Here is a 12,485-nt window from a genome sequence, read left to right as displayed (position 1 = left end):
ATGTTAGAAATTAAAGACTTAAATGTTGAAGTAAATGAGCAAGCCATTTTAAAAGGCATTAATCTTCAAGTAAATGCGGGTGAAGTTCATGCCATTATGGGGCCTAATGGTTCGGGAAAAAGTACTCTGTCTAAAGTATTAGCTGGTCATCCTTCTTATCGCATGACTGGTGGAGAAATCAGCTATCTAGGCAAAGACTTATCACCCTTAGCGCCTGAAGAGCGAGCGCGTGCGGGTGTCTTTTTATCGTTTCAATATCCTGTAGAAATACCAGGTGTTACCAACGTTAACTTTCTCAAGGCGTCTGTTAATGCAGTACGTAAAGGCCAGGGGAAAAATACATTAGATGCGATTGAGTTTCTGAGTTTCATTCGCGAGAAATGTCAGTTACTGGAAATGGATGAAAGCTTTTTATACCGCAGTATTAACGAAGGGTTTTCTGGCGGTGAGAAAAAGCGTAATGAAATTTTACAGATGGCTGCACTGGAACCAAAGCTTGCTATCCTTGATGAAACTGATTCAGGCTTGGATATTGATGCATTACGTATTATTTCTCAGGGTGTTAATGCGATGCGTTCCCCAGAACGTTCTATTATTTTAGTAACGCATTATCAGCGGTTGCTTGATTACATTGAGCCAGATTTTATTCATGTGTTGGTCAATGGCCGTATTATTATGTCCGGCGATAAATCATTAGCACTTGAATTAGAGAAAAAAGGGTATAGCTGGCTTGAGGAAACGGTGTAGTGATGAGCGAGATTGTGGATTTTTACCAACAACGGGCAAAAGCCAGTGTTTCTAGCTTGCCTTGGCTTGCCCAGTTGCAAACTAAAGCATTAATGGATCTGAGTCGGCATGGTTTTCCAACACGGCATGATGAAAATTGGAAATATACCAGTGTTGATGCTTTATTAAATCAACCCTTTATGCGTGCTGATGTTGTAGAGCGCTCTCAAGATTCTGTGACTGCGGCATTTGATGAGAAAGCATACTTTGATTTGCCAATAAAGCAGAATTTATTGATCCAAAACGGATGTATATCCGGTGAGGAGCAGCTGGCTAAAGCACTACCTAAGGGCGTATTAGTCCTTCCTTTATCCATAGCGTTAGCTCAGTATCCTGAGTTGTTGAAACCCTATTTAGGTACTATTTTAAAACAAGAGCATGGTTTTCATTATTTAAATACAGCGATGATTCACAGCGGCGTGTTGGTTTATATTCCCGCAGGAGTCGTTATTGAAGAGCCTATCGCGCTAACCCATATACAAGACCGCATGAATCAAGCGGTTTATTTGCGCCATTTGATTATTGCCGAAGCAAACAGCCAAGCGACAATCATTGAAGATTATCAAGGTTTGGCTGATTGTTGCTATTTGACTAATAAAATCACTGAGGTGGTGGTTGGTACCGGAGCAAAATTAACACATTGTACGATTCAAAGAGAGAGTAAGTCCGCTTTTCACTTTGGTCATTTATCTGTACAACAACTAGCTGGCAGTGAGTTTGCTAATCATTCTCTAAGCCTTGGTGGGCAATGGGTGCGTTCCGATATTAGTTTGTATTTGCAAGAAGAAAAAGCACACTCCATGATGAATGGGATTTATGCTCCTGCTGATGGACAACATGTTGACCATCATACAACGGTACAGCATCTAGTACCTTATTGCAGCAGCGAGCAGGATTATAAAGGTATCCTCACCGGTCGTTCGCGTGCAGTATTTAATGGTAAGGTGATTGTTGCGAAAGATGCACAACATACGGATGCCAAACAACAAAATAAAAACCTGTTGCTTTCAGCAAATGCAGAAATAGATACCAAGCCGCAGCTAGAGATTTTTGCTGATGATGTATTGTGTTCGCATGGGGCGACAGTTGGACAATTGGATGAGGACGCATTATTTTATTTAGCAACCCGTGGAATAGATAGACTTGAGGCATCACACTATTTAATCCATGCTTTTGCTAGTGATAATTTGCGACTTATTCCCCATAGGCAATTGGCAGATTACATGGGGCATTTATTAACACAACAGTTGGGATAAGCTAATGGACGCTTTGGATATTCAAGCAATTCGTAAAGAGTTCCCTGTACTCAATCAGAAAATAAACGATTTTGATTTAATTTATTTTGATAATGCTGCAACGGCGCAAAAGCCTAAAGCAGTGATTGAGGCGATGTCTCGTTATTATGAGCATGATAATTCGAATGTCCATCGTGGTGTGCATACCTTAAGTGTCAGAGCAACAGAGCATTTTGAAGCGGCTCGTTCTAAAGTAAAACGCTTTATTAATGCCAATGCACCACAGGAGTGTATTTTTGTTCGCGGCACCACAGAGGCAATTAATTTGGTCGCGCAAAGTTTGGTCGCACCACGTATTTTACCTGATGAAGAAATTTTAATTACCCATATGGAACATCATTCCAATATTGTTCCTTGGCAGATGGTGTGCAAAAAAACAGGAGCTAAACTGCAGGTTGCACCTATTTCTCTTGATGGTGAAGTTTTATTAGAAGAGTTTGCCAAAAAATTAAATAAAAATACAAAATTTGTTGCAATTTCGCATGTTTCTAATGCCTTAGGGACGATTAATCCTGTAAAAGAAATGATTAAGATGGCTCATGAGTATGGTGCCGAAGTATTACTTGATGGCGCACAAGCTGCTCCTCACCTGCCTATAGATGTACAAGATTTAGGGTGTGATTTTTATGCATTTTCAGGGCATAAATTATATGGCCCTACAGGTATCGGGGTTTTATGGGGTAAAGAGGCGCTTTTGAATGCCATGTCTCCTTATCAGGGAGGGGGCGAGATGATTAACTACGTGACCTTTGATGCAACAGAATATGCACCCCTTCCGCATAAATTTGAGGCAGGTACGCCGGATATTGCGGGTGTGATTGGTTTAGGTGCTGCTATAGATTATTTAGAGTCTTTAGATTTGGACGCGATTGCTGCTTATGAGACTGAGTTATTAGAGTATGCAACTGTCGGGGTACGCGCTGCAGGCTTTAATATTATTGGGACTGCACAACACAAAGTACCGGTTGTTTCTTTTGTGCATGGAACAATCCATGCTCATGACGTAGGAACTATTTTAGATAGTGAAGGAATTGCAGTGCGTAGTGGCCATCATTGTGCTATGCCATTGATGGATTTTTATAACGTTGCTGCTACGTCACGAATTTCCTTGTCGTTTTATAACACCAAAGAGGAAATTGATCGGTGCATCAAAGCGTTGCATCGGGTTAAAGAGGTATTTGCATGAGTGCAGAACTGCGTGAGCTTTATCAGGAAATCATTATCGATCATAATCGCAATCCACGTCATCATTATGAAATGAAAGATGCAACGGTTCAAGCGAATGGTTTTAATCCTTTATGCGGTGATAAATTAACTGTTTATGCCAAAATCGAAAAAGATTTGATCACTGAGTTAAGCTTTTTAGGATGTGGTTGTGCCATATCTCAAGCTTCGGCTTCTCTGATGACGGACTCTATAAAAGGCAAAACGATAGAGGAAGCACATGAAATGTTCCATCGCTTTCATCATATGTTGACGCAAAACGAAGAAAGCCAGTTGCTCTATATGGACAAGCTGCTGGTTCTTGCCGGAGTGAAGGCTTATCCAGCCCGAGTAAAATGTGCTACTTTGGCCTGGCATACCTTGGAAGCGGCGTTGAATAAAGACAGTAACGTGGTGAAAACAGAATAGAAAGAATTGTAGCCTGGCTGCAAGCAACCAGGCTATGTACTACGTTACTACATACCAAAAAAGTAGGTACTTTATGTTTGGTTTTAAGAAAAAACAGGATTCAGAATTATTGAAAGAGGCCATTGTTAATGCGCTTAGGGAAGTTTATGACCCTGAAATTCCCGTTAATATTTATGATTTGGGTTTAATTTATGATGTGTCCATTGATGATGAAGCCCACGTTGCCATTCAAATGACGTTAACTACTCCTGGTTGTCCTGTTGCCCAAACTTTTCCAGGAACCGTAGAACAAGCCGTTAATAAAGTTGAAGGGGTGCGTGATTGTACTGTGGAATTAGTTTGGGAGCCGCCTTGGTCTCAGGAGCGAATGACTGAAGCCGCGCGTCTTGAATTGGGAATTTTTTATTAAAATGTGGCAACCTTCAGCGCCTATTGAGCTGTTGCGCCAACGTGCAGCATTAGTAACCAAAATACGCCATTTCTTTTCTGAACGCGGTTATCTGGAAGTTGAAACGCCAATTATGGCCCGCTATGGCACAACCGATGTTTATTTGAGTAATATCAAAGCAACTTTTCGTGACGAAACCTATTGTTTACAAACTTCCCCTGAATATCATATGAAGCGTTTGCTTGCGGCGGGAAGTGGCTCTATTTTTCAAATAGCACGAGTATTTCGTGACGATGAGTTAGGACGTTGGCATAATCCAGAATTTACATTGTTAGAGTGGTATCAACTGGGCATTGATCATCATGCGTTGATGGATGAAATGGACCTTTTTCTGCAAATGGTAATGCAATCTGAATCGATGATTAGAAAAACCTATCAACAGGCTTTTCTTGAGGCGTGTGATATTGATCCATTAGCGGCGACCATAGCGCAACTTCGTCAAGTCTTGGTACGTTTTGATTTGGATAATGTATTGCCTCCTGAGGAAGAAGATAGAGATCAATATCTATTTTTACTGATGAGCCATGTCGTTGAACCTTTTCTAGGAAAAGAACATGCGCCAGTTGCAGTGTATAATTTTCCTGCCTCACAAGCTGCTTTAGCAAAAATTAATGACGGGGTGGCCGAACGGTTTGAAGTGTATTATCAGGGCGTGGAATTAGCAAACGGTTTTCATGAGTTGACCGATGCGGACGCCCAAGCAAAACGTTTTGCTCAAGACCAAAAACTAAGAAGCGACAAAGGCTTTCCCTCGGTGGATGCAGATCACTATCTTTTGCAGGCGTTAGAGTATGGATTGCCTGCATGCAGCGGTGTCGCTTTGGGTGTTGATCGACTATTGGCTTTAGCCTTAAAACAAGCTGAAATTGCTAAAATTATTTCTTTTGATTTTGCTAGAGCGTAGCCCAGAATTTGTATTCGTCATGGAAAAACAATAACCTGGGTTTCGCTGCGCTTTACCCAGGCACATGTGTTTAAACTATGGAGGGTACTGAAGAGTTATGTTTTCCTTTCTGAAACTCGAGGTATTCTTTTTGTTCTTTTGCAGTGAACGTGCGAAATTCAGTTATTTTCGCGGTAATTCTTTCCGTAAGAATTTGTTGATACTCAGAATAATCCGCAGCAGACGCCACAAAATCTTTAGGGGTATTAAAACAATAACGTATGTAGCTTAGTTGTTCCTGCGTTGCTTTTGGAAGGGTAATTTTGGGACAAAAAATACTTTTAAGAACTAATAAAAAAGCAGAGCTAATAATATTTTCTAATTCTTGAGCAATTAAATTAAATTCCTCTCGTCGCTCTATGGGAATGGTATCCAATTCCCCATTAATCATTTCAACATAATCTGCTTTTAATTTACTTGAAAACGGCATACTACAAAAACTCATCCTGATATTAATTGCCCGCATTATATAAAAATTGATCATGAAATAGCAATAGAAATAAATTACCCCGTATAAATGTATGTGAATCCGGAGGGACGATGACTTGTAGTGCCTGGGGTTAGAACATTAAGGCTTTTTTTTAAACCTCTGCACCTTTTTGTAAAGCATCTTCTTCTGCAGGAGACATCTCAGGGATAAAAACTTCTTTTATACCCTGTTGGCCTAGAACACTGGGCAACGAAAATGTTACTTTGTATTGCTCGTGGTATGAGCTAATAGGAATAACAGCGCGTTCATCACGGACAATGATTTCTGCAATCCGCGCACAAACCATGCCTATTCCATACTGACTGGCATTGTTTCCTTCAATAATTGTAATGTTGGCGAATTTTACCTCGCGTTCCATGCGTTGCTTAAATTGTTCTATATTCTGTGTCAATAAAGAGGATAAAGGCTTACCGCCTATTTGCACTGAGGACCATAAAAATACAGATGAAGTACCATGTTCCCCAATGACGTGTGCATTGACATCAATTGGGCTGACATTAAAGTGTTTGGCAATATGAAAACGAAAACGAAGTGTATCAAGATAAGTTCCTGTGCTAATGACTCGATCATGTCCAGCCAATTTACGCGCAACATCTGCCAATGGGTCAGGAGGATCCGTGACAATCATAATGATTGCCTGTGGCGATGCTTTTACTGCTTTAGGAATAATGTCTGCAAATATTTGGGCGTTGGTACTCAATAGTTTAAGGCGGCCTTTAGCTACTTGAAGCTCATTTCATAATAAGCAGGATCTGCTTTTGTATAATGATTATTCTCTGTAGTTAATTTTATAATCAAATTTTGGCAATCTTTCTCTGAGATACATAGCGTTAAGTGCAGGGCACATAACCCCGGTTTTATTTCGCCAGCAGGCAATACTGCACATAACCCCCCTTGTGTTTTAATCACATCAGGGTTTTTGACTGAAAACAAGGGAGAATAATTGGCGCAATCTTTACTTGTTGCGACGGTAGATGAATAAAGTGATGTTTTATTGGTATTGATTTTGATTACTGAAATTAAATCACTTTTTTCAGCGTATAAATTGTCTCGTGCCAGTTGGCAATAGTCTGTTTCGGCGAAAGCAGTGCCCATGCTAAGAGAAAAAAGTACCGCTAAGATGAATTTTGTCATGGGAAAATGAAGTAAGTGAGGATACTTTAATTATATTGGAACATTTGATTTTTTGGTTAGAACGATTATTAATTTTCGCACCCTCACCCGTCGCTTTGCGATGACCTCTCCCATATACGAGTGAGGGGATTGAATTTACCCAATCTCATTCCGCACATATCGATTTGTTTTCGGCAATAATAGAATAGACTTCGTTATCGCCAATAATGAGATGATCAAGTAAACGAACATCAACTAATTCCAAGGCCTCACGGATACGTTCGGTAACGACAATATCCTGATGACTGGCATCGGATATTCCTGAGGGGTGATTATGGGCAAGAATGAGGGCTGCTGCATTAAGTTGTAAGACCCGCTCTATGATGGGTCTAGGGTGAATAGTTGCTGTATTGATTGTGCCGGAAAAGAGCTCTTCATAGGCAATGATGCGATGCTGATTATCGAGAAACAATGCAGCAAAGGTTTCATTTTTATAATCGCGCAAACGCTTTTTTAAATAAGCATAGGTTTGTTTGCTGTTTGTGATTTGGGTGTCTTTTTGTAATTGAATGAAATCACTGCGTCGACACATTTCTTTAACTGCTTGTAACTGTGCATAGCGAACTTCGCCTAAACCAGGTACTTGTTTAAAACGTTGTTTATCGGCATTAAGAACCGCTCGTAAATCCCCTAAATGTTTGAGGAGGTCAAATGCTATGTGGACACAGGACTTTTTACGAGTACCAGAGCTGATAAAAATTGCGAGTAATTCAGTATCTGAGAGGCTTTGTGCACCATAAGTGAGCAGTTTTTCACGCAAGTTCAACTGCCGTGTTGATTGGACAACCGTCATTTTTCTATTCCTTTATTGCGAAGTTTATGCTTTGATCGAAGCTATTCTTATCAAAAAAGACCAGTCATGCAAGATTTTATTGGGAAAAAAGTACTTCTTGGGGTGTGTGGAGGGGTTGCTGCGTATAAATCAGCATACTTGATTCGCGAGTTAACTCGTGCTGGTGCTGAGGTCAACGTAGTGATGACACAATCAGCTCAGGAGTTTGTGAGTCCTTTGCAAATGCAAGCGCTATCAGGCAACAGTACCCGAACTGATTTATTTGATGCTCAGGCAGAGCGTGCTATGGGACACATTGAGCTGGCGCGTTGGGCTGATTATTTAGTGATTGCTCCTGCTTCTGCAAACATGATTGCGAAAATGGCTCAAGGTATTGCAGATGATTTACTGTCTACATTATATCTCGTTGCAGAAGTGCCAGTACTTGTTTGCCCTGCTATGAATCATAGCATGTGGCATCATCCTGCAACCCAAGCCAATTGTACGATTTTGCGAGAAAGAGGGGTAATTTTTGTAGGTCCTGAAGAAGGATCGCAAGCCTGTGGTGAGTATGGTTTGGGGCGTGTGAGTGATGTGCAACAAATCATGAGTGCATTACGTTTATATGATGTACATCAGTTATTAGTGGGCAAAAAAGTGCTCGTCACTGCGGGACCTACTCGTGAACCCATGGACCCAGTGCGCTATATCAGTAATTACAGTTCTGGCAAGATGGGATACGCCATGGCTGAAGCTGCGGCGATGGCCGGGGCGCAAGTTACTTTAATTAGTGGGCCAACTTCGTTACAGGCTTCAATTGGAATTAAACGCACTCAGGTTGAGTCTGCACAAGAAATGCTTGATGCCGTAATGCAGGAAATGCCTACAGGTGGTATATTTATAGGAACAGCTGCTGTTGCAGATTATCGGGTTGAGTCGCCTGCGTCAGAGAAAATGAAGAAAAAAAATCATGAAGAAATGACGCTTAAACTGATAAAAAATCCCGATATTTTAAGTCGTGTTGCTGATTCAACTCGGGCTTCTTGCGTGGTTGGATTTGCTGCTGAAACCACGGATGTTGTGCATTATGCTACTGAAAAGTTACAACGTAAAAAATTAGATATGATTGTCGCGAATTCAGTAGGAAAAGGACTTGGGTTTGATAGTGAAGAGAATCAAGTCATTGTCATTACAAAAAACAAGCAAATCGAATTGCCCTTAACCCATAAAACACGCTTAGCAGGACAACTTATTGCAATCATTGCTGCAACTCTGCAAAATGATGCGCATTGAGATTAATAGGAAAAATTATGACCCAGGCAATTCAGTTAAAAATTCTTGATGCACGAATCGGCGATACAATTCCATTACCTACTTATGCGACCCATGGTGCGGCAGGATTAGACTTGCGAGTTTGTATCAATGAACCTATGCAAATTGCGCCACAAGAAACCGTATTACTCCCTACAGGCTTATCAATTTATATCGCTGATCCTAAATTGGCGGCAGTGATTTTACCCCGTTCTGGTTTAGGGCATAAAAATGGCATCGTTTTGGGTAATTTGGTGGGGTTAATTGACTCTGATTATCAAGGCGAACTGAAGATTTCTTGTTGGAATAGAGGTATTGAGCATTTCACCGTAAATCCAGGAGAGCGCATCGCTCAATTAGTTTTTATTCCCGTTGTGCAGGCTGCTTTTGAAGTGGTTGATTCATTTACCGAAACCTCCAGAGGTGAAGGTGGATTTGGCAGTTCAGGGAGGCATTAAATGAAATATCAGCAAAAACAAGTTTCCCGTTCTGTGTTTCGTGCTTACGATATTCGCGGCATAATCGGACAAGAATTAGATGAACATGCTTTTTATAGTATTGGACTTGCTCTAGCATGTCATTTGCGTGATTTAAAACGACAACAAATTTTTTTGGCACGTGATGGTCGTCTTACTAGTTTGGCGATGGCTTCGGCTTTAAAGCAAGGACTACTTGATAGTGGGATTGATGTATCTGATTTAGGTGAAGTGCCCACTCCAGTGATGTATTTTGCAATTCATACCCAAGGTCTTGACTGTGGTTTGATGGTAACGGGAAGTCACAACCCAGCAAATTACAATGGGATTAAAATGGTATTGTTGGGTAAAACGTTGATGCAAGCAGATATTGATATCTTGTATCAGTTGGTTTCTGAACGGAAGCGAGTTGTTGGTCAAGGCAAAGAAGTCGCTTTTGATGTGTTACCTACATACAAGCAACGCATTCTAAGCGATATAGAAATCAAACGCCCATTGAAAGTTGTGGTTGACTGCGGGAATGGTATTGCAGGTCCTATTATCCCTGAAGTGCTGACTGAATTAGGTTGTGAGGTGATAGCGCTTTATTGTGATGTCGATGGCCACTTTCCTAATCATCATCCTGATCCAACCATAGAGGCTAATTTAGCTGATTTAAAAGTTGCAGTGGCAGAACATCAAGCAGACTTAGGTCTAGCTTTTGATGGAGATGCAGATCGATTGGGTTTAATTACAAATAATGGTGAGATGATTTGGCCTGATCGTTTGATGATGCTCTATGTTCGTGAATTATTGGCTCGTCTTCCCGGTGCGACTATAGTCTTTGATGTGAAATGCTCCAGCCATTTAGAATCTGTGATTAAAGAGGCTGGTGGGTTACCTAAAATGTGTCCCACAGGTCACTCTATCGTGAAGCATGTGATGAAAGAAGAGGGAGCTGCTCTGGCCGGTGAAATGAGCGGACATTTGTTCTTCAAAGATCGCTGGTATGGATTTGATGATGCCCTATATAGTGCATGTCGTTTGCTCGAAATTATTAGCGAAGCGAATCTAACGGTTAGTGAACAATTTGCAGCGATTCCTAATAGCATTAACACTCCTGAATTGAAAATTGCTATTGCAGATGATGAGAAGTTTCAGTTTATGAAGCGCTTTAATGAAGTGGCAGAGTTTCCTCAGGCACGAGTTATTGCCATCGATGGTTTGCGCGTTGAGTTTGCTAAAGGTTGGGGCTTATTACGTGCCTCAAACACAACACCTTGTCTGGTTGCTCGTTTTGAAGCAGAAGATGAAGATTATTTGGAAAAAATCCAACAATTATTTAAGAAACAAATGCATTTATTAGATGATAAATTAGAGTTGCCATTTTAAGGTAGGCTGTAGCCTGGGTGAAGGCGTAGCTGTAACCCAGGTTAAAGGCCTTAAATCATTTCTCTGAAATAAAACATTTTATTGAAAACTCTTATAAAAAGGGACACATTTAAAAAGTTAGGCTATGATGATTTTTTTATTATGATAAATGGAGTTTACGGTTGGAACATCTAAAGTCTTTCAATACCTCCCAAACGTCTCATGCTGTAGATGTGAATAGAAAAGGTATACCTATTGTAACGATCGGCTATGGTTGTCAATTGACGATTGCCTCGTCTCAAACACTGGCGCATTACTTATCACCAGTGGCTTTACCACCACAGGCGATGGAGGCAATTGAAGCGTCCTATCAATTTTTGAAAATTCATGTTGATTCAAGAGTCCCTATTTATGGCGTGAATACAAACTTTGGTGATCAGGTGCGTTATATCGATACAGCACTCAAAGATACTGACACACAGGATTACTATGATTCGATTAATGAGCGACAAGAAAACATTATTCGTTCTCTTTCTTGCGGCTTAGGCAACATTGTTTCACCGCATATTGTACGTGTGACAATGATGTTGCGTGCTCATTGCTTGGCGCAAGGGTATTCAGGTGTGCATCCCGAATTAATCAATGCCCTATTAGACTTTCTCAATGCGGGAATTACCCCGGTTGTCCGTTGTTATGGTTCTATTGGTGCGAGCGGCGATCTGATTCCTCTGTCTATGATTGCAGCAGCACTTATTGGTGAGCGGGTCGCAGTCACCTATCAGGATCAAGTGATGCTGGCTCCTGAAGCAATTCAATTAGCGGGTCTTAAAGCGTATAAACCAGTGATGCGCGATGGGCTTGCTTTGATTAATGGCACGTCATTTATGACCGCGATTGCCAGCCTGGCCATTTATGATTTGCATCATTTATTTAAACGTATGTTGGCAGCGATTGCGATGACATTAGAATCCCTACTGGTGATTAATAGTGCTTATCATCCAATGGTTCATCAACTGAAAAAACAACAGGGTGAAATGGAAATCAATCAATTTTTCATTGATTTCTGGGAAGGAAGCCAATTGTTGACTGATTTAGATGAGTTACGGACAAAGGATTATGCCTATAAACCCGTGCAAGATTATTATTCTATTCGCTCTGTGCCACAAGGATTTGGTCCGTTCCAAGAAAATTTGGCACGCGCTATTCATTGGATAGAAAATGAAATGAATTCCGTTAACGATAATCCTGTTATTGATGCCGCTGCGAATAATATTCATCACAGTGCGAATTTTATGGGTTATTATGTGACTGATGCTTGTGATATGTTAAAAATGGATATCGCTCAAGCGTCGACTTGGATACATGCATTGCTCGCCAATTTAGTGCACCCGCGTAAGAATCAGAATTTACCGGTGAATTTAGTACCTAATCCAGAAAAGCACAATGGATTTCGTTCCATGCAGCTTCTGTCGGCAGCCCTTGCAGTACAAAATCGCAAATTAGCGCAGACACATCAGGCTTTTACGTTACCGACTGAGGGTGATAATCAAGACGTGAACAGTTTGGGCACGCACGCAGCTTTTGATTTACAAGAGTCAGTTGCTAATTTGCAGCGCCTTACCGCTATTTTACTGCTCGCAGCAACCCAAGCGCTTGAATTACGTGGTATTGAAAAGGCAAGTAAAAAGGCTCAATCTATTTATCACACTGTTCGTCAATATTCTCCAAAAATAGAACATTGCAGACCTATGTCGGAAGAAATTGAACTGATTATTGCTTTATTAAAGGATGACAAAATTTAAGGGAGTG

The 12,485-nt window shown here is 40.8% G+C and carries 14 protein-coding genes and 1 pseudogene; 10 read left to right on the top strand and 5 right to left on the bottom strand.

Translation table 11 applies throughout. The features are described 5' to 3' along the window. The 6 genes from sufC (at nt 1) to epmA (ending at nt 5,065) form a co-directional block, all read left to right on the top strand. Nucleotides 1-747 (top strand): Fe-S cluster assembly ATPase SufC, encoded by a 747-nt coding sequence (gene sufC / locus BGO44_RS17635; protein WP_058510530.1) that lies wholly within the window; start codon nt 1-3, stop codon nt 745-747. 2 nt (nt 748-749) lie between these two features. Beyond that, entirely contained in the window at nt 750-2,042 is a 1,293-nt protein-coding gene (sufD, locus tag BGO44_RS17630) for a Fe-S cluster assembly protein SufD (RefSeq protein ID WP_273199217.1), read from the top strand. Between the two features lie 4 nt (nt 2,043-2,046). After that, nucleotides 2,047-3,267, top strand: a complete 1,221-nt coding sequence (locus BGO44_RS17625; RefSeq protein ID WP_058510528.1) for an aminotransferase class V-fold PLP-dependent enzyme — start codon at nt 2,047-2,049, stop codon at nt 3,265-3,267. Then, nucleotides 3,264-3,713 (top strand): Fe-S cluster assembly sulfur transfer protein SufU, encoded by a 450-nt coding sequence (gene sufU / locus BGO44_RS17620; RefSeq protein ID WP_273199215.1) that lies wholly within the window; start codon nt 3,264-3,266, stop codon nt 3,711-3,713. The genes BGO44_RS17625 and sufU overlap by 4 nt, the downstream gene beginning before the upstream one ends. Before the next feature lie 73 nt (nt 3,714-3,786). Then, on the top strand, nt 3,787-4,122 hold the full coding sequence (locus BGO44_RS17615; RefSeq protein WP_058510526.1) for an SUF system Fe-S cluster assembly protein: 336 nt from the start codon (nt 3,787-3,789) through the stop codon (nt 4,120-4,122). A 1-nt stretch (nt 4,123) separates the two neighbouring features. Next, entirely contained in the window at nt 4,124-5,065 is a 942-nt protein-coding gene (gene epmA, locus BGO44_RS17610; protein WP_058511689.1) for an elongation factor P--(R)-beta-lysine ligase, read from the top strand. Between the two features lie 70 nt (nt 5,066-5,135). On the opposite strand, the gene BGO44_RS17605 is transcribed toward epmA, so the two are convergent. The 5 genes and pseudogenes from BGO44_RS17605 to radC form a co-directional block, all read right to left on the bottom strand. Next, nucleotides 5,136-5,534, bottom strand: coding sequence for a hypothetical protein (locus BGO44_RS17605; protein WP_058510525.1), 399 nt, complete (start codon nt 5,532-5,534; stop codon nt 5,136-5,138). 151 nt (nt 5,535-5,685) lie between these two features. Then, complete coding sequence (locus BGO44_RS17600) at nt 5,686-6,174, bottom strand: Rossmann-fold NAD(P)-binding domain-containing protein (RefSeq protein WP_272947125.1); 489 nt, start codon at nt 6,172-6,174, stop codon at nt 5,686-5,688. Further along, nucleotides 6,172-6,297: pseudogene (locus tag BGO44_RS17595) on the bottom strand (lactate/malate family dehydrogenase); the annotation flags it as partial. The pseudogene BGO44_RS17595 and the gene BGO44_RS17600, both read right to left, overlap by 3 nt. Nucleotides 6,298-6,314: 17 nt before the next feature. Further along, nucleotides 6,315-6,728: a hypothetical protein gene (locus BGO44_RS17590; protein ID WP_058510523.1), complete on the bottom strand. Its 414-nt coding sequence runs from the start codon at nt 6,726-6,728 to the stop codon at nt 6,315-6,317. Nucleotides 6,729-6,873: 145 nt separating this feature from the next. Then, a complete protein-coding gene (radC, locus tag BGO44_RS17585) occupies nt 6,874-7,560 on the bottom strand; it encodes a RadC family protein (RefSeq protein ID WP_058510522.1) in 687 nt (228 codons plus the stop codon). Between the two features lie 66 nt (nt 7,561-7,626). Between radC and coaBC the strand changes: the two genes are divergently transcribed. The 4 genes from coaBC to BGO44_RS17565 all read left to right on the top strand — a co-directional run bounded on the left by coaBC (nt 7,627) and on the right by BGO44_RS17565 (nt 12,478). Continuing rightward, nucleotides 7,627-8,832 carry a bifunctional phosphopantothenoylcysteine decarboxylase/phosphopantothenate--cysteine ligase CoaBC gene (coaBC, locus tag BGO44_RS17580; protein ID WP_273199211.1) on the top strand — a complete coding sequence of 402 codons (1,206 nt, stop codon included), beginning with the start codon at nt 7,627-7,629 and terminating at the stop codon, nt 8,830-8,832. Between the two features lie 17 nt (nt 8,833-8,849). Continuing rightward, nucleotides 8,850-9,308 (top strand): dUTP diphosphatase, encoded by a 459-nt coding sequence (dut, locus tag BGO44_RS17575; protein WP_058510520.1) that lies wholly within the window; start codon nt 8,850-8,852, stop codon nt 9,306-9,308. Then, nucleotides 9,309-10,697 carry a phosphomannomutase/phosphoglucomutase gene (locus BGO44_RS17570; RefSeq protein WP_058510519.1) on the top strand — a complete coding sequence of 463 codons (1,389 nt, stop codon included), beginning with the start codon at nt 9,309-9,311 and terminating at the stop codon, nt 10,695-10,697. It begins immediately after the preceding gene. Nucleotides 10,698-10,858: 161 nt separating this feature from the next. After that, the gene (locus BGO44_RS17565; RefSeq protein ID WP_058510518.1) at nt 10,859-12,478 is read left to right on the top strand and encodes an HAL/PAL/TAL family ammonia-lyase; all 1,620 of its coding nucleotides are present in this window, start codon (nt 10,859-10,861) and stop codon (nt 12,476-12,478) included. Nucleotides 12,479-12,485: the final 7 nt, after the last annotated feature.

This window comes from Legionella sp. 39-23 (assembly GCF_001897665.1).
GTDB lineage: Bacteria > Pseudomonadota > Gammaproteobacteria > Legionellales > Legionellaceae > Legionella > Legionella steelei.
This window is presented reverse-complemented; position numbering and strand designations above follow the sequence as displayed.